13 protein-coding genes are annotated in these 20,539 nt (G+C 73.3%); 6 read left to right on the top strand and 7 right to left on the bottom strand.

What is annotated here, in order from left to right:
• The first annotated feature begins 40 nt into the window (after positions 1–40).
• Both ACSMTC_RS37675 and ACSMTC_RS37670 read left to right on the top strand, forming a co-directional pair.
• Positions 41–7,291, top strand: a complete 7,251-nt coding sequence (locus tag ACSMTC_RS37675) for an amino acid adenylation domain-containing protein (protein ID WP_436564258.1) — start codon at positions 41–43, stop codon at positions 7,289–7,291.
• 31 nt (positions 7,292–7,322) lie between these two features.
• The gene (locus ACSMTC_RS37670) at positions 7,323–8,501 is read left to right on the top strand and encodes an FAD-dependent monooxygenase (RefSeq protein WP_436564257.1); all 1,179 of its coding nucleotides are present in this window, start codon (positions 7,323–7,325) and stop codon (positions 8,499–8,501) included.
• Positions 8,502–8,557: 56 nt separating this feature from the next.
• On the opposite strand, the gene ACSMTC_RS37665 is transcribed toward ACSMTC_RS37670, so the two are convergent.
• The 3 genes from ACSMTC_RS37665 to gndA all read right to left on the bottom strand — a co-directional run bounded on the left by ACSMTC_RS37665 (position 8,558) and on the right by gndA (position 12,615).
• Complete coding sequence (locus tag ACSMTC_RS37665; RefSeq protein WP_436564256.1) at positions 8,558–9,871, bottom strand: helix-turn-helix transcriptional regulator; 1,314 nt, start codon at positions 9,869–9,871, stop codon at positions 8,558–8,560.
• A 194-nt stretch (positions 9,872–10,065) separates the two neighbouring features.
• On the bottom strand, positions 10,066–11,127 hold the full coding sequence (locus tag ACSMTC_RS37660; protein WP_436564255.1) for an NAD(+)/NADH kinase: 1,062 nt from the start codon (positions 11,125–11,127) through the stop codon (positions 10,066–10,068).
• A 51-nt stretch (positions 11,128–11,178) separates the two neighbouring features.
• Positions 11,179–12,615, bottom strand: a complete 1,437-nt coding sequence (gene gndA / locus ACSMTC_RS37655; RefSeq protein ID WP_436564254.1) for an NADP-dependent phosphogluconate dehydrogenase — start codon at positions 12,613–12,615, stop codon at positions 11,179–11,181.
• A gap of 727 nt (positions 12,616–13,342) precedes the next feature.
• On the opposite strand from gndA, the gene ACSMTC_RS37650 reads away from it, so the two are divergent.
• The 3 genes from ACSMTC_RS37650 to ACSMTC_RS37640 all read left to right on the top strand — a co-directional run bounded on the left by ACSMTC_RS37650 (position 13,343) and on the right by ACSMTC_RS37640 (position 16,065).
• On the top strand, positions 13,343–14,524 hold the full coding sequence (locus ACSMTC_RS37650; RefSeq protein WP_436564253.1) for a baeRF2 domain-containing protein: 1,182 nt from the start codon (positions 13,343–13,345) through the stop codon (positions 14,522–14,524).
• A 402-nt stretch (positions 14,525–14,926) separates the two neighbouring features.
• Entirely contained in the window at positions 14,927–15,106 is a 180-nt protein-coding gene (locus ACSMTC_RS37645) for a hypothetical protein (RefSeq protein WP_436564252.1), read from the top strand.
• 86 nt (positions 15,107–15,192) lie between these two features.
• Positions 15,193–16,065: an NAD-dependent epimerase/dehydratase family protein gene (locus tag ACSMTC_RS37640; RefSeq protein WP_436564251.1), complete on the top strand. Its 873-nt coding sequence runs from the start codon at positions 15,193–15,195 to the stop codon at positions 16,063–16,065.
• Positions 16,066–16,133: 68 nt separating this feature from the next.
• On the opposite strand, the gene ACSMTC_RS37635 is transcribed toward ACSMTC_RS37640, so the two are convergent.
• Complete coding sequence (locus ACSMTC_RS37635; protein ID WP_436564250.1) at positions 16,134–16,769, bottom strand: alpha-ketoglutarate-dependent dioxygenase AlkB; 636 nt, start codon at positions 16,767–16,769, stop codon at positions 16,134–16,136.
• 88 nt (positions 16,770–16,857) lie between these two features.
• Here ACSMTC_RS37635 and ACSMTC_RS37630 point away from each other — a divergent pair, with 88 nt between their 5' ends.
• On the top strand, positions 16,858–17,967 hold the full coding sequence (locus ACSMTC_RS37630) for a PP2C family protein-serine/threonine phosphatase (RefSeq protein WP_436564249.1): 1,110 nt from the start codon (positions 16,858–16,860) through the stop codon (positions 17,965–17,967).
• A gap of 31 nt (positions 17,968–17,998) precedes the next feature.
• Here ACSMTC_RS37630 and ACSMTC_RS37625 read toward each other — a convergent pair whose 3' ends face one another.
• From ACSMTC_RS37625 to ACSMTC_RS37615, 3 genes are all read right to left on the bottom strand, one after another.
• Entirely contained in the window at positions 17,999–18,469 is a 471-nt protein-coding gene (locus ACSMTC_RS37625) for a GNAT family N-acetyltransferase (RefSeq protein ID WP_436564248.1), read from the bottom strand.
• Positions 18,466–18,951: a VOC family protein gene (locus ACSMTC_RS37620; protein ID WP_436564247.1), complete on the bottom strand. Its 486-nt coding sequence runs from the start codon at positions 18,949–18,951 to the stop codon at positions 18,466–18,468. Before ACSMTC_RS37620 ends, ACSMTC_RS37625 begins: the two co-directional genes overlap by 4 nt.
• Before the next feature lie 121 nt (positions 18,952–19,072).
• Positions 19,073–20,359, bottom strand: coding sequence for a serine hydrolase domain-containing protein (locus tag ACSMTC_RS37615; RefSeq protein WP_436564246.1), 1,287 nt, complete (start codon positions 20,357–20,359; stop codon positions 19,073–19,075).
• Positions 20,360–20,539 lie beyond the last annotated feature (180 nt).

The raw sequence follows: 20,539 nt of genomic DNA, 5'->3' as shown, positions 1-20,539 counted from the left end.
CGTAGACCGATTCGCCGCTCGCATACGAAAGGGATGGCCAGTGGCAGCTCGTCGGGAATTCCCCCTGACTGCTTATCAGCGTGATATCTGGGCCGCCGAACTGAGTGCTCCGGATGACCACCAGTTCAACGTCATCGTTCAGGACCGACTTGACGGCCCGATAGCCCTGGATTCCCTGCGGGAGTGCCTCGTCCGGGTCCTGTGCCGCCATGAGGTGTTCTCGCTGCGCTTCGACGAGCGGGACGGATTACCCTTGCAGTGGGTGGAGGAGACGACCCCCGAGACCGCCTCCTCCTGGATCGACTACCTCGACCTCAGCGGCGAGGATGATCCACGGGCCGCCTGCGCGGCCTGGATGGGACGTTCCTTCACCCGTCCGGTGCCACTGCGCCGCAGCCCTCTGTTCAGGGCGACCCTGCTGCGCGAGAGCCCGAGCGTCGTCCACCTCCACCTCAAGGGCCATCACATCCTGCTGGACGGCTGGGCGTTGGACAAGGTGCTCGGCGAGCTCTGGGCCGAGTACGCGCGGGCCGTCACCGCCGAGGACGGCCCGACCGCCGCCGATGCCGGGAACACCGCGCCCCGCTACCTCGAGCTGCTCGACTCCGAGGCCGCCTACCGCGGTTCGGCCGAGTACGAGCAGGCCCGCGTGTTCCACCGGGAGCGGCTGGAGGGTGTGACGCCCGCCCTGTTCAACCGCAACCTCCACAGGCTGCCCGAGGGCGGGCAGCGCAGCGCCCGCCACAGCTTCACCGTGGACGAAGAGCTGGTCGCGCGGATCCGCAAGGGCGGGAGTTCCCCCTTCGCCTTCGTCGCGGCCGCCTTCGCGACCTATCTCTCGCGGATCCACCGCGCCGACGAGTTGGTGCTCGGCGTACCCTTCCTCAACCGGCGCACGCCCCAGGAGCTGGCCACCGTCGGCCACTTCGCCAACAACCTGCCGCTGCGCGTGGCGGTGCCGGCGGACGCGACCCTGCGGCAGCTGGCCGCCGGGATACGGGCCTCGACCGACGCGCTGCGCGAGCACGAGCGGCTCCCCCTGGGCGACATCCTGCGCGATCTGCCCGGCGGTCCGACCGGTGACCGCAGGCTGTTCGACGTCACTCTCTCCTACCTGCGCTACGCCCGCACCGAGCCGGCGCCGGGGATCGAGCTCACCAGCGACCGGGTGGCTCCGGTGCACCGGCAGCACGCCCTCTCCGTGGTGATCCACGCCATGGAGGACGACTCCCGGCTGCGGATCGACCTCGACTACGCCCGCGACGTCTTCGACCGGGACTTCCCGATCGAGGCGGCTGCCGCACACCTCCTGGCCCTGATCAGGAACGGTGTCGAGGAGCCCGAGCGCCCCGCCGTCACGCTGCCCGTGCTGAGCGAGGCCGAGCAGCTGGACCTCCTCGCCCACCGCCAGGGCCCGGACGTCGCGTACCCGGCCGACCGGACGCTGCACAGCCTCATCGAGGAGCAGGCCGCCCGCACTCCGGACCGGATCGCGGTGGCCGCCACCGGCTCCCACCCCGCCCTCGGCTACGCCGAACTCGACGCCGGCGCCAACCAGGTGGCCCGCGCGCTGCGCGCCGAGGGCGTCCGCCCCGACGACCGGGTCGCGGTGCTGATGCGGCGCTCACCGCAGACCGTCCTCGCCCTGCTCGGCGTGCTCAAGTCGGGTGGCGCGTACGTGCCGGTGGACCCGGGGTACCCGGCCGAGCGGATCCGGTTCCTGCTCCAGGACTGCGGTGCCCGGGTGGTGCTGACCGGCGCGGACTCGCCGGTTCCCGAGGTCGACGACTCGGTACGCGTGCTGCGCGTGGACGAACTGCTGGACGGCCCCGGCGAGCCGCTGGAGCCCGCCGCCGACTCGCACAACCTGTCCTACGTGATCTACACCTCGGGTTCGACCGGCCGACCCAAGGGCGTGATGGTCGAACACCATTCGGTGGTGAACCGGCTGGCCTGGATGCAGCGGCGGTACCCCGTCGGCGAGGGCGACGTACTGCTGCAGAAGACCCCGATCTCCTTCGACGTCTCGGTGTGGGAGCTGTTCTGGTGGGCGATCGAGGGCGCGAGCCTGGCGCTGCTGCCGGTGGGCGGCGAGCGGGATCCCCGGACCATCCTGCGCACGATCGCCGAGCAGCGGGTGACGGTCATGCACTTCGTCCCCTCGATGCTCGGCCCGTTCCTCGACCTGCTGGAGGAGGAGCCCGGACTGGTGGATCAGGCCGCCTCGCTGCGCCGCGTCTTCTGCAGCGGTGAGGCGCTCCCGGCCGCGCGGGTGGCCCAGTTCAACCGCGTCTTCGGTGCGACGGGCCGGCCCGCTCCGCAGCTGGTCAACCTCTACGGGCCGACCGAGGCCACCGTCGACGTCTCGTACTACGACTGCCCGGCGGAGGGGGTGGACCGGGTACCGATCGGCCGGCCGATCGACAACACCGGCCTCCATGTGCTGGACACACACGGCAACCCGCAGCCCGTCGGTGTGCCCGGCGAGCTGTGCATCACCGGCGTCGGGGTCGCCCGCGGCTATCTGGACCGCCCCGAGCTGACCGCGGAGAAGTTCGTCGACGCCCCGCACCTGCCCGGCGCCCGGATGTACCGCACGGGCGACCTCGCCCGCCGGCTGGCGGACGGGAACCTGGAGTACCTGGGCCGGATCGACGGGCAGGTCAAGATCCGTGGCAACCGGGTCGAGCTCGGCGAGGTGCAGAACGCCCTGGCCTCGGTCGACGGGGTGCGTGACGCCGTCGTGGTGGACCGGAACTCCGAAGCCCGGGGCACCCACCTGGTGGGGTACTACGTCGCGGAGGAGGAGCTCGACACCGCCCTGCTGCGGGACCGGCTCTCCAAGGCCCTGCCGGAGTTCATGATCCCCGCGTACTTCGTGCGGATCGACCGCGTCCCGCTCACCCCGAACGGCAAGGCCGACCGCCGGGCGCTGCCGGACCCGCAGGCCGTCGCCGGGCCGTCGGCCCAGGCCGCCCCTCGGAACGGCGCCGAGGCCGCCCTCGCCGCCGCCTGGGCCGAGGTGCTGGAAGTGCCGCAGGTCGGCATCCACGACAACTACTTCGCGCTCGGCGGCGACTCCATCCTGATGCTGCGCGTCCGGGCGGCGGCCGTCAGGCGCGGGCTCGACTTCTCGCTGAGCGACCTGATGCGGTATCCGACCGTGGCGGAGCTCACACCGCACACCACCACCGGACAGGCCGCCGCCGAGGAACCGGCCACCGAGCCCTTCGCGCTGGTCTCCAGCGTGGACCGGGCCCGACTGGAGGGCAGGCAGGACGCCTACCCGGTCTCCCGTCTCCAGCTCGGCCTGCTCTACCACAGCCGGGCCCAGCAGGACTCCGCCGTCTACCACGACGTCTTCCAGTACAGCCTCAGCCTGCCCTGGGACGGCGAGCGGTTCCGCCTCGCCTTCGACCGGCTGGTCGCCCGCCACCCCGCACTGCGCTCCTCCTTCGATCTGGGCAGCTTCTCGGAGCCGCTGCAGATCGTGGACGCCGAGGTCGCCGGCGCCCTGGAGATCACGGACCTGCGCGAGCTCGACGCCTCGTCGGCCGACGCCGAGATCCGCCGCCATGTGGACGAACGCCGGTACCACCAGTACGAGTTCGAGCGGGCGCCGCTCTACCGCCTCCGCGTTCACCTGCGGCCCGAGACCGTCGAGCTGGTGCTCAGCTTCCACCACGCGATCCTGGACGGCGGCAGCGTCGCCAACCTGATCAGCGAGCTGCTCCAGGACTACCTGCACAGCCTGGGCCTGGAGATCGAGGCGGTCGCGGACCGCGCACTGCCCTCACCGGCCCGGCATGTGCTCGCCGAGCGGCAGGCGCTGGAGTCGGCCGAGGCCCGGGCGTACTGGACCGGGCGTTTCGCCGGTGTCCAGCTGCCGCAGCTCAGCGCCTTCCGGCCGCACCAGCCCGCGGGCAGCGATGACCTGATCATGCGCAATGTCGAGCTGGGCGCGGAACTCACCGGGGCCGTCCGGGATTTCGCCCGGGAGCGGACGCTGCCGGTGAAGTCCGTGCTGTTCGCGGCCCACCTGCTGACCCTGCGGCTGTTCTCCGGCTCCGCCGACGTCACCACCGGTCTGATCACCCACGGCCGGCCCGAACAGGCCGAGGCCGAGCGCATCGCGGGCCTCTTCCTCAACACCGTGCCGATCCGTCTGGACCGCACCGGTGCCGACTGGACGGAGATCGTCCGCGAGACCTTCCGGCAGGAGCAGGAGAGCCACCCGCACCGGCGCTACCCGCTCAGCGCGATCCAGGAGGACCTCGGCGGCACCGTCCTGGAGACGGCCTTCAACTACGTCCACTTCCGCCAGCTGGCCGAGGTGTTCGGGCTTCCGGGTGTGGCCCTGCTCGACTTCCGCACCTGGGAGGAGACCAACCTCCGGCTCCTGGTGAACGCCGTCACCGATCCCACCGACGGACTGATCCGGCTGCGGATCGACTACGAGGGCCGCACCTTCACCCCGGACCAGGCCGAGCTGCACTCCCGTGTCCTCGTCGACGTCCTGCGGCGGATGGTCCACCACCCGGACGAGCAGGCCGACTTCGGCTTCCTCGCCGAGGAGGCCGGCACTCCCGCGGGGGCGACCGCGACCGGATCCGGCCTCACCACACCGTCGCGGACCGAGGTCCCGGCACCGGACGTCGTCCACGCCGTCCGGGAGCGGATCGCCCACACCCCGCAGGCCGTCGCCCTGGTCGCCGACGGACAGCGGTGGACCTACGCGGAACTCGGCCGAACCGCCGAACTGGTGGCCAGGCGGCTGATCGCGCTCGGCGCCAGGCCCGGCGACCGGGTGGGCATCGCCATGGAACGCTCTCCCGAGACCGTCGCCGTGATCCTGGGCGTCCTTATGGCAGGAGCCGCGGCGCTCCCGCTGGACACCGGCTATCCCGAGGAGCGGATCGCCGCGATGCTGGAGCAGGCCCGGCCGTTCCGGGTCGTCGCCCACGGCCGCCAGGCCCGCCTGGTCACCGACGGGACGCCCGTGCTCACCGCCGAGGAGCTGCTCGCCCCGGCGGATCCCGGAACCGAGCCGGAGTCCGAGGCCGTGGTGCCGCCGCGGATCGACCCCGAGAGCACCGCGTACCTGCTCTTCACCTCCGGCTCCACCGGCCGCCCCAAGGGCGTGGCGATGCCGCACCGCTCCCTCGCCAACCTGGTCGCCTGGCAGAACGGCATCCCCAGCGGCGCCGTCGGCGGGACCACCGTGCAGTACGCTCCGCTGAGCTTCGACGTCTCCTTCCAGGAGATCTTCTCGACGCTCTGCGGCGGCGGCACGCTCCGGCTGCTCACCGAGGAGCAGCGCCGCGATCTGCCCACCCTGCTGCGGCTGTTGGACCGGGAGGGCGTCGAACGGCTCTTCCTCCCCTATGTGGCGCTCCAGCAGCTCGCCGAGGCCTCCGCCGCGCTCGGCATCGTGCCCGGGGCGCTCCGGGTGCTGATCTCCTCCGGCGAGCAGCTGCGGGTCACCGAGGAGATCCGCCGGCTCTGCGCCGCCCTGCCGGGCGCGATCCTGGAGAACCAGTACGGGCCGACCGAGTCGCACGTCGTCGCCAGCCACACCATGTCGGGTGACCCGGCGGACTTCCCCGCGCTGCCGCCGATCGGCACGGCGATCACCGGCGCCCGGGTGCTGGTCCTCGACGCCCGGATGCGGCCGGTACCGCCCGGGGTGACCGGCGAGCTCTACCTGGGCGGCGCCTGCCTGGCCCAGGGCTACTTCGGCCAGCCCGAGTTGACCGCCGAACGCTTCGTCCAGGACCCGGCGGGACCGGCCGGGGAACGCCTCTACCGCACCGGGGACCTCGGCTTCACCCTGCCCGGCGGCGCGGTGGTCTGCGTCGGCCGTGCCGACTCGCAGGTCAAGGTGCGCGGCTTCCGGGTCGAGCCCGCCGAGGTGGAGGTGGCGATCACCCGGTTCGCCGCCGATCATCCGGGGCTGTCCGAGGTGGCGGTGGTCGCCCGGCAGCGCGAGGGCAACGACTCCTTCCTCGCCGCCTTCCTGGTCGGCGATCCCGAGCGGGCCGACCTGGTCCAGCTGGGCAAGCAGCTGCGGTCGGTGCTGCCCGGGTACCTGGTGCCCACCCACTTCGAGTGGCTCACCGCCCTGCCGCTGACCCCCAGCGGCAAGCGGGACGACGCGGCGCTGCGCCGGATACCGCTGACGGTGGCCGCCTCCGCCGACGACACCGCTCCCCGGGACACCTACGAGCGCACCCTGGCGACGATCATCGGCGATCTGCTCCAGCGGCCCTCGGTCGGTGTGCACGAGAACCTCTTCGAGCTGGGCGGGACCTCGCTCACCGCGATGCGCCTGGTCGTGCTGATCGAGCAGCGGTACGGGATCAGCATCCCGCTCTCCGAGTTCATCGCCGCGCCCACGGTCGCGGAGCTCGCCGGTCGGCTGCGCTCCGGCGGGGCTCAGACCGCCTTCGATCCGCTGGTGCCCATCCGGCCGGGCGGTGCGGGCCGGCCGGTGTTCTTCGTCCACCCGATGGGCGGCAACGTCCTGTGCTACGTGCGCTTCGCCAGGTATCTGCCGGAGGGTCGTCCCTTCTACGCCCTGCAGGCGGCCGGCGCCGATCCGGGCACCGAACCGCTGGGCAGCGTCGAGGAGTTGGCGGCCGAGTACATCTCCGCGCTGCGGCGGACGCAGCCGAGTGGACCGTACGTCATCGGCGGTTGGTCCTTCGGCGGCTTCGTGGCCTTCGAGATGGCCCGCCAGCTCCAGGCCGCCGGCGAGGAGGTCGAGCAGCTGGTGCTGCTGGACACCACCGCGCTGAACCGGATGCGGCGCGGATACACCGACGACGACGCCCTGCTGGGCTGGTTCTTCTGGGAGCTGCTCTGGCTGCAGCGCGGCGGAGACTCGCCGCTGGAGGCCATCCCGGCCGAACTCACCGCCCTGGACGAGAAGTTCGATTTCATCGCGCAGCTCGCCATCGCCGAGGGCGTACTGCCGTCGGGCAGTTCGGCCGCGGTGGTCCGCCGGCTGTTCCGGGTCTACGAGGCCAACTGGCGGGCCGCGTACGCCTACCGGCCCGATGTCGTGGAGCAGGACATGACGCTGATCCACGCCCTGGAGCCGCTGCCCGAGGTCCTGGACTCGATGCACACCGCGGTCGGCAGCATGCACCAGGACCCGTCGAACGGCTGGCGCGAGTGGACCAGCGGCGAGCTGACCGTGATCGACGTACCCGGCGATCATCTCAGCATCATGGAGGAACCGTACGTGGCCCATGTGGCCGAGGTCGTGGCCGACCGGATCGGACAGTGACATGACGGACATCGCAAGGAAGGAAGCGGAAGTGACGGACAGTGGAGTGCGGTCGGACCGGCCCCGGAAGGCGCTGGTGATCGGCGCCGGAATCGGCGGGCTCACCACCGCCGCGACGCTGCGCAGTGTCGGCATGGACGTCGAGGTCTACGAGCGGGCGACGGAGCTGCGGGCCGCCGGTTCGGGGCTCTCCGTCATGAGCAACGCCACCGCCGCGCTCCGCTCGATCGGTCTCGACTTCGGCCTGGAGCGCTACGGCCGGCCCCTGACCTCGTACCACGTCAGGACCGACCGCGGCGAGCTGATCAGGGAGTTCCCCTTCGCCAAGGTCATCAGCCGGATCGGCGCCCCGAGCGTGCTGATCACCCGCCCGGCACTCCAGCAGGCGCTGCTGGAGCAGGTCGCCGGGATCCCGCTGGTACTCGGCGCCGCTGCGCGGGAGTTCGAGATCGACGAGGACTCGGGCGGGGTCCGGGTCCGCTTCGAGGACGGTCGGGAGGCCCACGGCGATGTGCTGATCGGCGCCGACGGCTTCAACTCGGTGGTGCGCCGGCAGCTGGCCGGACCGGAGGAGGCCCGGGAAAGCGGCTACATCTGCTGGCTCGGCGTCATCCCGTTCGAGCACCCGCGCTTCACCCCGGGGTCGGTCACCCACTACTGGGGCAGCGGACGGCGCTTCGGCCTGGTGGACGTCGGCGGCGGCCAGGTGTACTGGTGGGGCACCATGAACATGCCCGTCGAGGAGGCCCGTGACTGGCGCGGTGGCAAGGCGGACGTCGAGCGCGCCTTCGCCGACTGGCCCGAGGAGGTCGAACTGGCCGTCCGCAGCACTCCCCAGGAGGCGATCATCGCGGTGCCCTCCCGTGACCGCGCCTTCCTGGAGCACTGGGGCCGAGGCCCGGTGACGCTGCTCGGCGACGCCGCACACCCCATGCTGACCAGTCTCGGCCAGGGCTCGGGCATGGCCGTCGAGGACGCGGTCGTCCTGGCCCGCAACCTCGCCTCGGCCTCCGACCTGCCGCAGGCGCTGCGCCGCTACGAGGACGAGCGGCGGGAGCGGACCCGCGCCATGGTCGCGGCCACCCGGGCGACCAGCGAGCTCGAGCAGTCGGAGGGCCCTGGCCCGGTGGCCGTCCGCGACGGGCACTTCCGCTCGCTCCCCGAGGACGAGCTGACCCGCATGCTGGAGGAGTCCCTCACCTTCGGCTAGCCCGGTGCGTTCCGCTGAGGCCGACCCTCGGGTGGGCCTCAGCGGGACCGGGCGGTTCACGGCTCCCTGCTGCCCGCCCCCACCGGTGTGCCGTGGCGGGCCGCCGCCCGCAGCAGATCGATCCGCGAGTTCACCCCGAAGCCCCGGAACAGCTTCCGCAGGTGGTAGTTGACGGTGTGCGGGGAGAGGTCGAGACGGCGGGCGATCTGCCGGTTGGTCAGGCCCTCGCTCACCAGCTGGATCAGCGTGTGCTGCTGTGCACTGAGCGGGGTGGGGGCCGTGGCCCGGGGCGGCGGATCCGCTTCGGCCGGCTGCCGCGGCGACCGCAGGGCGTCGGCCTCCCGGAGCAGGGCCTGCCGCAGGGTCGCCGGAACCGATTCGGCGATGACCCGCCTCACCAGTTCGCCGGCGAAGACGACCCGGCCGCCGTCATGGCGCATCGCCCCGGTGGCGCAGGCTTCCTCCAGTAACAGTAAGAGCGCGGCAGGATAGGTGCTCAGTATCGGCGCCAGCTCCTCGTACACCACCTCGCTGCCCAACAGGGATGCCACGGACAGAAGTTGGCGGCACTCCCGGGAGTGCTGACCGAGCGTGGCGCGCACTCTGCCGTGCAGCCGCTCTGGCAGCCGGTCCGTCAGCAGCTCGGTCCGGCCGTGGACGGTCCCCAGGCCCCGCTCCTCCTGCAGCCCGGTCAGCAGTTCCACGATCAGCCCCGGATTGCCGGCCGCCTGTTCGACCAGCTCGGCCAGCTGGAGCGAGAGCGGACCTCCCAGGTGCTCGGCGGCCAGCCGAAGCGAAGCGGCGGACGACAGCGAACCGAGCACCAGGCGCTCACCGCGCCTGGTCGGGTCGGACCGCAGGCCGCGGAACGGGTCGGGACCGGTGGAACTGCGCCGGGCCGCCACCCAGACGGCATGGCTCCGGGGGCCGCGCCACTCGGCCGCCCCCGCCCCGGCCGGCCGGCCGGGAAGGCCGTCGGCCTCGTCGACCACCACGAGGGTGGGGTGGACACTCGCGGTGTGCCGGCAGTGGTCGCCCGGGCGGGCCGCCGAGCCGCAGCGGTACCGGGAGCGCCGCACCCCGCAGTCCACGGCGGCCTCGTCCCCGACCCGGAAGCCGAGCTGTTTCGCCAGGACCACGGTCTCCCGCAGCAGACGGGTCTTGCCCGATCCCGGCACTCCTTCGACGGTCAGCAGCGCGGTCCCGCCGCGTCGGCCGTACTCAAGAAGATCGCGAACACACGACAGCTCTCGCTCCCGGCCGCACAGCAGGGTTTCGGGCGGCGCGGTGACCATGGTGAACTCCAGTTCCAGCTGATCCGATCGGCGCGCGCCACCCTCCTCTCCGGCCTCGCTGCCGGAGCCGAGCACGGTGGCGCCCCGGGAAGTTCATTCCCTTCGGACACGGATTCGATCAGTCGACACACTGTGTGATGCACCACTCACCCGTCCCACCGGACATCCCGCGACCTCGGGCGCGCCCAAGGCCCGGCGGCACCACGGCGAGAGCGCCTCGCCGGCGCCCCTTCCACCCGCTCCCCGCGACGAAGACCGTCGCGGGGCGCTCACTCCGCGGGCGGCAGGGGGCCGATGCGCAGATGTGCCAGCTCAGCGGGCCTGGGGACGTTGGGGCGGTAGAAGGGCGGAGCGTGGTCGACGGCGGTCGCGGGAGCGTCGGCCAACTGGAACCGGTCCCGCAGGCGCCGGTAGAACCCGGTGGGTGCCAGCCGCACCAGGCGCAGGCGGTACGGAGCCCGGTAGGACGCGACCCAGTCGCCCGGATCCAGTACCCCGCGCAGCTGCCCGTCGACGCTGACGCCCACCCGGCCGGAGTGCTCCAGCACCCGCACCGCGACGGGCTCGTCGGCCGCGGCTATCACCGTGCGGTCGAACGCCATGTGCGGGGCCACGGGGGTGAAGACCAGCGCGTCCGCGGCCGGGGAGAGCACCGGTCCCCCGGCCGCGAAACTGTAGGCGGTGGAGCCGGTCGGAGTGGCCACGATCAGCGCGTCGGCCGAGTACGTGGCGAGCAGTTGTCCGGCCAGGTACACGGCGACGCCGACCTGCCGGTCCCGCGCGAGCTTCTCGAAGACCACGTCGTTCACGGCGGTGACGTCCAGCCCGACCCCCCAGCCCACCTCCTCCGCACTGCCGGGGCGCACGGTCGGAGCGGGCAGCGCGGGGCCGCGCCCGTAGCACAGCACCGCCTCCAGCCCGCTGGGTATCTCCAGCGGCCGTGACGCCCGCATGGTGAGCACCATGCGTTCCTCGCACGCCGCCCGGCCCTGGTCGAAGGCGTCGAGCGCGTCCTCGACCTGGTCGGGGGTGATCTCGGTGAGGAAGCCGACCCGGCCCACGTTCACGCCCAGGACCGCGGCACCGTCCTTGGCGGCGATCCGCGCACCGCGCAGGAACGTACCGTCGCCGCCGAACGTGACGATCAGCTCCGGGTGGCCCGCGGCCGTCGCCTCCTCCTGGCCGCTGCGCCGCGGTCGGCCGTCCTGCCACACGTCGATCTCGGTGCAGGCGACACCGTGCGCGGCACACCACGCGTGGGCGGTACGCGCCCCCGCGACAGCAGCGGAGCGGCCTTGGTGGACCACCAGGCCCAGCCGGGTGAGAGACATCCTTCTCTCACCCTAGACCGCCGGGGCCGACCGCGCCGGATCGTGCTCGGCTCATGCGGGCCGCTCGCTGCGGTCGCCGCTCCAGAGGGTGTGGAAAGCCCCGTCCCGGTCGGTGCGGCGGTAGGTGTGTGCTCCGAAGAAGTCACGCTGGGCCTGGATGAGCGCGGCCGGGAGCCTGGGCGAGCGCAGGGCGTCGTAGTAGGCCAGCGCCGCCGAGAACCCGGGGGCGGGCACGCCCAGTTCGGCCGCCGAGGACACCACCCGCCGCCAGGCGTCCTGTGCGCCCTCCAGGGCCTGCCGGAAGTACGGGGCCGTCAGCAGCGTCGCCGGCTGGTCCCCGCCGCCGTAGGTCTCGGTGATCCGGTTGAGGAAGCGGGCCCGGATGATGCAGCCGCCGCGCCAGATCGCCGCCACGGCACCCGGGTCGATGTTCCAGCCGTACTCCTCGCTGCCCGCCTGGATCTGATGGATCCCCTGCGCGTAGGCGACGATCTTCGACGCGTACAGGGCCTGCTCCACGGCGTCCGCGAAGCCGTCGGCCGCCGCCCCGCGCAGGCCGCCTCCGGCCGGACCCGGAAGCCCCTGCGCGGCGCCGCGGAGGTCGGCGTGGCCGGACAGCGAACGGGTGAAGACCGCCTCGGCGATCCCGCTCACCGGAACGCCGAGGTCCAGCGCGGTCTGCACGGTCCAGCGCCCCGTTCCCTTCTGCTCCGCCTGGTCCAGCACCACGTCGACGAACGGCTTGCCGGTGGCGGCGTCGGTGTGTCCGAGCACCTCGGCCGTGATCTCGATGAGGTACGACTCCAGCCGTCCCCGGTTCCAGGTGCGGAAGACCTCCGCGATGTCGGCCGGCTTCAGCTGCAGGGCCCGCCGCAGCAGGTCGTAGGCCTCGGCGATGAGCTGCATGTCCGCGTACTCGATGCCGTTGTGCACCATCTTCACGAAGTGGCCGGCGCCGTCGGGGCCGATGTGGGTACAGCACGGCTGCCCGTCGACCTTCGCGGAGATGTCCTCCAGCAGCGGGCCGAGCGACTCGTACGCCTCGACGGAGCCGCCCGGCATGATGCTCGGACCGTTGAGCGCACCCTCCTCGCCGCCGGACACACCGGTGCCGACGAAGTGCAGCCCGCGTTCCCGCAGGGCGGCCTCGCGGCGCCTGGTGTCCAGGAAGTGCGCGTTGCCACCGTCCACGATCATGTCGCCCGGCTCCAGCAGCGGTGCGAACTCGTCGATGACCTCGTCCGTGGGCCGACCCGCCTTGACCATCACCATCAGCCGCCGCGGCCGTTTCAACGACGCCACGAACTCCTCCGGCGACTCGGCGGGCACGAAGTCCCCCTCGCTTCCGAACCCGTCCATCAAGGCCTTCGTCCGGGCCGCGGTGCGGTTGTGCAGGGCCACGGTGTGCCCGTGGCGCGCGAAGTTGCGGGCCAGGTTGCGGCCCATCACCGCCAGTCCCGACACGCCGATGTCGGCTTGCTTCGCCATGATCATCAACTCCTGCTCCTGACCGCCTCGCAGCCGTGGCGGCAGACCGGTGGGCGCAGCTCACATCATCACCCGTCACGGTGGTCCCCGCAGCGGCGGAGGAGCTCCGGCGCCGCACCACCCGCGTGCGCCCTGCGCGCGGAAGTGCCCCACCGGCGCGCGCCGTGCCATCCGTGCGTGTGCGTTCCCGTGTGCGGAGCTGCCGGTCCACCGCCGGTCGTGCCAGCCGCCTCTACCCAACCCCTGCGGGGCGCCGCCGGACCCGTCGGGTACCGGTCCCGCGCCCCGCACAGTGCCGTCGCCGTGCTCCCGTCGTACCGTCGGTAGTACGCCCTGCCCAGGACGTCCACCGGACGTCGTCGGTCCGAGGCCGCCCGACGGTCGTGCTGTGCGCGGGCCGTCCGCGTACCGCTCCCCCGGCCGCGGCGGCCGCCGGCTCCGCGCGGATCAGTACCGCGCGGCTCCGACGGCGGCCGGTACCGCGGAGCGGAGTGTCCCGCGGTCCGGCTCCGGCCCCGGCGGCGATGATCCGCCGATGCCCGGCCGGTACCCGTCGGGCCGCTTCCCGCTCTCCCGTCACCGGCCTCCAGTCCACCGGCCCGACCAGCCCCCAGACAGCTCCCCCGGGACCGACCGCCCGACCGCACGGCGACGGCCGGAACCGGCGAGGGCGGCCCGGAACCGGGTGACCGCCCCGCCGCCGCACCCCTGGGCATTGGAGGAGATCATGGAACTCGCCTTTCTCAGCCCGCTGCTCGCCGGTCCCCTGCCGGAGCGTTCCCGCCCCTGGGCCTCCGTCTACCTGGACACCTCCCGGGCGACCGAGGACGCGGTGAAGCAGCAGGAACTGCGCCGCCGCGCGGTCGCCAGGCAGCTCGCCGACCAGGGCGCCGACGAGCCCACCCGGACCGCGGTGCACGACGCGCTGGCCGCCGGGCCCGTCTCCGGAACCCCGGCCGGGCGAGCCCTGTTCGCCACCGCCGGCTCGGTGGTGCTGGACGTTCCGCTGGACGCCGCCCCGGCCATGCCGGAGGCCACCTGGTCCGCCGTGCCGCATCTGGCCCCGCTGCTCGCCCTGCGCGGTGAGGCCACCGCCTGCCTGGTCGCCCTGATCGACCGCACCGGTGCGGATCTGGAGCTGCGCGACGGACGGGTGGACGGCCAGGCGCGATCGCGCGTCGGGCTCGGCAGTGTGGAGGGCGAGCAGTGGCAGGACCGCGGCCACCGGTCGGTTCCGGCCGACCGCTACGGATGGCACTACGAGCAGCGGGTCCAGGACACCTGGGACCAGACCGCCCAGGTGATCGCCGATGAACTCGCCCAGCGCTGGCCGGACAGCGGTGCCCGGCTGCTGGTGCTGGCCGGGGACGCCCGCGAGCGCCGGGCCGTGCACAGCCGGCTGCCCGACTGGCTGCGGCCGCACAGCGTCGAGATCGACGCTGGTGCCCGGACCGCCGGGACCTCCTCCGAGGCGCTCGACCGTCGGATCGCCGAGGTCCAGGCCGAGCACCAACGGGAACGGCTGGACGGCGCCCTGGACCAGTTCCACGCCGGGCGCGGCCGCCCGGGCGAACACGGCGCAGCCGGACCGGACACCGGCCCCGGCCCGGCGGCCGAAGGCATCCCGGCCGTCCTGGACGCCGCCCGCCGTCACCAGGTGGCCACCCTGCTGCTAGACGAGTCCGCGGGCGACCCCGGCCGCGAGGTGTGGGTCGGGCCCGAGCCCGACCAGCTCGCCCGCCGACGCACCGACGCCCACGCCCTCGGCGTCTCGCGACCGCAGCCGGCCCGGGTCGACGACGCCCTGCTGCGGGCCGCGGCGGCCGCCGGTGCCGAGGCGCTCCTCGTCCCCGCCGAGGTCGGCGGGCCGGCGGGCGGGGTCGGCGCGGTGCTGCGCTGGAGCGACTGACCGCGCGCTCGGCGCGGGACGGCGACCGGCTCGCGCCCGACCTGGCGGGCGAAGGTGCCGGGTCCGGCGGGCGAAGGTGCCGGGTCCGGCGGTGACCACCCGCGAGGCGATGTGGTCGGCGCCGGCCCGGCGGTGCTCGATGAGCCGGGCGGTGATGTCGCCGGGTCCTGCGCGGGCGTCCTCCTCGGGTGAACAGGGAATCGAGCAGCCGGTCGCTGCCGCCGTCGGCCGGCTCGTCCGGGGTGGATCCCGAACGTGCCGAGGCGCTGCGGTAGTTGACCGGTCTCCGGGAACGCCCACGTGTGCGGAGCCACCCGATCGGGTGATCCAAGGAATCGGCCCGCCACCGGCCGGGCAGACGGCATCCGACGACATGCCCTTCACGTCTCCCGGGAGGATGCCATGACCGTGATGATCCTGTTGACCGTGCCCCTGCTGGTCGCCGTCGGCCTCACCTTCACCCGGATCGGCCTACCCCCCGCCCGTCATCGCCGCCCCCAGTCGAACCGTCCGGACCGCGGAAGAATGGCCCAGCCGACCGCGGTGCGATTGGCCCAGCTGGAGGGCGAGGCCCGGGTCTAGCCTGAGTCCACTCCGCCGGACGGCGGACGTCGGGGCCCGGAGAACGTATCCGGGCCCTCGAACCGAGCAGTGGAACGGAACTCTCCATGCGTGTCTTCGTAGCGGGCGCCACCGGTGCCGTCGGCCGCCTCCTCGTCCCCATGCTGCTGGCGGCCGGACACGAGGTCACCGGCGGCTCCCGCTCCGCTGCCGGGACCGACCGGATCAGGCACCAGGGTGCGGCGGCGGTCCGGGTCGACGTGTTCGACACCGAGGGGCTGCGGCGCGCGGTGGCGGAGGCGGCTCCGGAGGCGGTGATCCACCAGCTGACCGATCTGACGGGCGCTGACGGTGCCGCCAACGGGCGCCTGCGCCGCGAGGGCACCCGCAACCTGGTGGACGCGGCCAGGGCCGCCGGAGTGTCGAGGGTCGTCGCCCAGTCCATCTGCTGGGCGTACGCCCCCGGTGACGGACCCGCCGACGAGTCGGTGCCGCTCGACGACAGCGCGGAGCAGCCGCGGGCCGGGATGGTGGCCGCCGTCCGCGCGCTGGAGGAGACGGCCGCCGAGGCGGACACCGCGGTGGTGCTGCGCTACGGCATCCTCTACGGTCCGGGCACCTGGTACGCGCCCGGCGGTGCCGTCGGTGCGGCCCTGGCCGGTGACCGGTCCGCGCGGTTCCTGGGCAGCACCGAGGCGGACGGTTCGGTGAGTTCCTTCGTCCATGTCGCGGACGCGGCCAGGGCGGCGGTGGCCGCCCTGGACTGGCCGGCCGGGCCGGTCAACATCGTCGACGACGAACCCGCGCAGGCCGGGGACTGGCTCCCGGTGCTGGCGCAGGCCCTCGGTGTGCCCGCTCCCGACGCCACCCAGGGACGGCTGGACTGGGCCCGTGGCGCGCTCAACGGCCTGGCCCGCTCGCGTGGTTGGCGCCCCGAGCGGAGCAGCTGGCGGACCGGCTTCGCGGACCAGGGCGCCTGACGCCACCGCGTCGGGCCGGCGGCCGCCGGTCCCCGGTGGGTTTCAGGGACGGGAGCCGATCGCGCGGGTCAGCCGACGCCGTTCGGGCGGAACTGGATGCTGATGCGCGGGCCCGCGGCGCGGGCGGTCTTGGGGATGGCGTGCTCCCAGGTGCGCTGGCAGCTGCCGCCCATGACCACCAGGTCGCCGTGGCCCAGCGGGAGGCGCCGGTGGGGCGCGTCGCCGTGGCGGGGGCGGAGCACCAGCGGCCGGGGATCGCCGACCGAGAGGATGGCGACCATGGTGTCCTCGGTGCGGCCGCGCCCGAGGCGGTCGCCGTGCCAGGCGACGCTGTCCCGCCCGTCCCGGTAGAAGCAGAGCCCGGCGGTCGTGAAGGGCTCACCGAGCTCCTCGGCGTAATGGGCACTGAGCGCGTCGCGGGCCTCGGCGAGGACGGGGTGCGGCAGCGGCTCCCCCTCGCGGTAGTACGCCAGCAGCCGGGGCACGCCGACCACGTTGTCGTACATCTTCCGCCGCTCGGCCCGCCATGGGACACCGGCCGCCAGGTGTTCGAACAACGCGTCCGAACCGGTCAGCCAGCCCGGCAGCAGATCGATCCAGGCGCCGTGGGACAGCTCGGTACGGCGCAGCGCGGCCAGCTCCCGCAGCCGGAGCGGCGCGGCCTCGGCGGAGTCGAACAGCGATGCCTGAAGGTGCACACTCACGTGACCAGCGTACGCCACATATCGAACACCTGATCGGATGGGCCGTGGTCGAAAGGTGGTACGGCCGGGCAAGGTGCAGGGTGGAGGCGTGAAAGTACGGGAGCCTCGCACGGGGACCCGCCGGCCGGGCGCGACCGGACTGCTGGTGCTGATCCCGCTCGCCTTCATCGTGCTGATCTCCGCCATCGACATCGCCTCCCCGCCCTACGTCCACCTCGGGCCGCTGCTCGTGGTCGCACCCGCGATCACGGCCTCGTTCGCCGGCTCCCGTCTCACCGCCCTGATCGGGTCCGCGGCGGTGGCGGCCCAGGTGCTCATCGGGGTGTTCCACGGGGGTCTGGGCACCACCAACCACGAGGCCCAGGTCGCGGCGCTGATGGTGGTCTCAGCCGTGATCGTCTTCTACTGCCGGGTGCGGGAGCGCCACGGACGGGAACTGACGCATGTGCGGTCGGTGTCCGACGCGGTCCAGGAGGTCCTGCTGCGGCCGATCCCGGAGCAGCTGGGCCCGCTCCTGGTCGCCGCGCGGTACCTGGCGGCCGAGGACGAGGCCCAGGTCGGCGGTGACCTCTACGCCGCCACCCGGGTCGCCCACGGCACGCGGCTGATCATCGGAGACGTCCGGGGCAAGGGACTGGCCGCCATCGGCGACTCCGCCCACCTGCTCGGCGCCTTCCGCGAACTGGCCCACCACTACCGGGATTTGCCCGCACTCGCCTCCGCGCTGGAGCAGAGCTTCTGCCGCCACCTGGCGGAGGAGGTACTGGCCGACGCGGGGCACGGGGAGCACGGCGAGCGCTTCGCGACCGCCCTGCTGATCGACATCCCCGACGCCTCCCCCGTGGTCAGGACGACGACCTGCGGCCATCCGGCGCCGCTGCTGCTGCACGACGGCCGGGTCCACTCCCTCCACACCCGGGAGCCGGCACCGCCGCTGGGCATGTGCGAACTCCCGGACATCCGCTACCCGGTGGAAACCTTCGCCTTCGAACCCGGCGACACCATCCTGCTGTACACCGACGGCGTCACCGAGGCCCGCAACCGCTCCCGCGCCTTCTACCCCCTCGCCGACCGGCTCACCGCCTGGACCTCGGCCGAGCCGGCCGGCCTGCTCCAGCACCTCCAGCGCGACCTGCTCGACCACGTCGGCGGACGGCTGCGGGACGACGCGGCCCTGATCGCACTGAAACGGTCCTGACCACCGTCGGGCGGGCGGCTCCACCAGCCGATCAGTCCCAGCCGACGGCCAGACGGTAGACCTGCCGTGAGCCGCCCTCCGGCCCCGGTTCGGCGGACTCGGCGGGGACGAAGCCGAGCCGTTCGTAGAAGACGCGCGCACCGCCGGCGACCGCCCCCGGGTGGTCCGCCCCGAAGGTGACCACCTCGACGGTCCCGGGACCCGGCCCGAAGCGGCGCATCGCCTCCGCCACCAGCGCGTGCCCGACACCCTGCCCGCGCGCCCGCTCCGCGACGACCAGCCAGTGGATGCGGTGTACCGGGGCCTGCCCGCCGAACAGCAGCCCGCCGAGGAGCCCCTGCCCGTGGGAGGCGGCGACCAGGGCCGTGGCCCGGCCGATGTGCTTGTGCAGGGCACGGTGGAAACCGGGCTCTTCGACCATCGGGCCGAACCAGTGCTCCACCTCGGCGGCCAGGCCGAGGAAGCCCGCGAAGTCCTGCTCCCGGGCAGCTCTGATGATCATTCCGCCAGTCTGCCAGAGGCGCCCGGCCCCTCGGCCGGTGCCCAGAGCCTGCGCACCGTCTCGAACACCTTCTGGTTGTGCGAGATCTCGACCACGTTCCCGTCCGGGTCCCGCAGGGCGCAGACGTAGCCGACCCACTCGGACACGTCCTGCGGCTCCCAGTGCAGACAGCCGAGTTCCCTGGCCAGCTCGGCGATCCGGTCGACCTCGCTCCGGCTGGGTACCTCGATGCCCAGATGGGCGAAGGGGGTCAGCAGGCCGAGCTGCCTGCCGCTGTCCCGGCTGAACGCCACGAGCACCAGCACGAACGGTGTCTCGTACTGGCCGGGGTTGGAGAGCCAGGCGCTCTGGCCCGCGTCGTCCGCGAACCGGCCCACCACCACCAGCGGCGTCAGTGCGGTGTAGAAGTCGATCGCCCGGTCGAGATCGCCGACCGGCAGGGCGACGTGCGTCCAGCGGGCTTGCGGCAGTTGGTCGTTCATGCGGCTCCTTTCCGGCCTGGTCTGTCAACGAGTCTGACGGACGCCCGGCCCGGGGTCGAGGCCACCGATCCGGCCGGACCGCGGCCGCCTGGAGGGTTCCGGCGGCCGCGATCGTCGGGCGTCAGGGCAGGCGTGGCACGGTCGCCGGACCGACGGCCGCGGGTGCCGCGGGCGCCGGCGGCAATCCGTCGGTGCCGCAGGCGGCCAGCTCGACCAGCCGGTGGGCCAGCCTGCTGGTCCGTGCCGGGTCCGTGACGTCGTAGGGGTTCGCCGATACGGCCACCTGCCGGTGGGCTCCGGCATCGCCGAGCAGATAGGTGGCGTAACCCCTGATGCCGCCGGTGTGGCCCCAGAATTCTCCGCAACCGGTGGTGAACTCCATCAGGCCGAGGCCGTAGCCGAATCCCGCCCCGGTGTCGACCGCGCGCTTCATCTCGGCCAGTTCGGCCGGGGGCAGCAGTCTGCCGCCGAGCAGTGCGGCGTCGAAGCGGGTGAGGTCCGCGGTGGAGGAGATCCCGGCGCCGGCCGAGGAGGCCCCCGACGGGTTGAGCAGGGTGATGTCGGCCGGTCCGGTGGAGAGCTTGAGGTAGCCGTGGGCGTGCGGTCCGGGGACGTACGGTGAGGTGACGGGCATCGAGGTGTCGTGCAGGCCGAGCGGCCGGATGATCCGACGCTCGACCTCCTCGGCCCAACTGCGGCCGGTGGTCCGCTCGATGAGCATTCCGGCCAGGATGTAGTCGGTGTTGGAGTAGTGCCAGCCCTGGCCCGGCCGGAAGTAGGGGGCGTGCCTGGTCGCGATGTCCACCAGCTCCCTCGGCTGGTAGGTGCGCCAGCGGTCGACGGCGAGCCAGCGCCGCTCGGCGGCCTCGTCCGGGCGCTCGAAGCTCGGGTCCTCGGTGTAGTCGAAGATGCCGCTGGTGTGGTTGAGCAGCTGGCGGAGGGTGATCGCGCCGCCGTCCGGGACCACCCCGGGCAGGTAGCGCTCGATCGGTCCGTCCAGCTCCACCCGCCGCTCGGCGACCAGTTGGAGCACCACCGTCGCGACGAAGGTCTTGGTGACGCTGCCGATCCGGAAGCGTCCGTCGACGGGCGCCGGCCTCCCGGTCGCCTGGTCGGCGGTGCCGGCCGCGCCCTGCCACACGGTGTCGCCGTCCTGCCGGACCGCTGCGATCGCCGCCGACACGCCGCCCTGGTCCACGAGGTCCTGCAGCGCGTCCCGCAGCGCGACCGGATCGGTGTGCCTCTCTGCCGCCCGCCCCGCCGCGGTCGGCGGTGCCGCCGCGCAGGCGGCGGGTGCGACCAGGCCGACGGCGGTCGCGCTCACCAGTGCGGCGGCAGCGGCCCGAAGGCCGATCCGCCTGACATCCGCGCCCGCCCTGGACCGGATCCGCCTCTGCGTCTTGCCCATGCTTCCCTCCCTGGTCCGGCCGGGCTCTCCCGGCCGATCCCACCGTGTCAGCCGCCGCGCCACCCGGACCTCCCTCTCTGGTCGGGGGTGCCTCCCTCTCAGGTCGGGTCGCACGGTCCCGCCGGGCCGGACCTTCCCGGTCCTCGCGGCAGGCGGGCGGGGCCAGCGGGGCGGTGCTCG

The sequence above is a fragment of the Kitasatospora sp. HPM-01-4 genome (genome assembly GCF_051374625.1).
Classification (GTDB): domain Bacteria; phylum Actinomycetota; class Actinomycetes; order Streptomycetales; family Streptomycetaceae; genus Kitasatospora.
The sequence above is the reverse complement of the archived record's forward strand: the minus strand, read 5'-3'. Positions and strand labels throughout refer to the sequence as shown.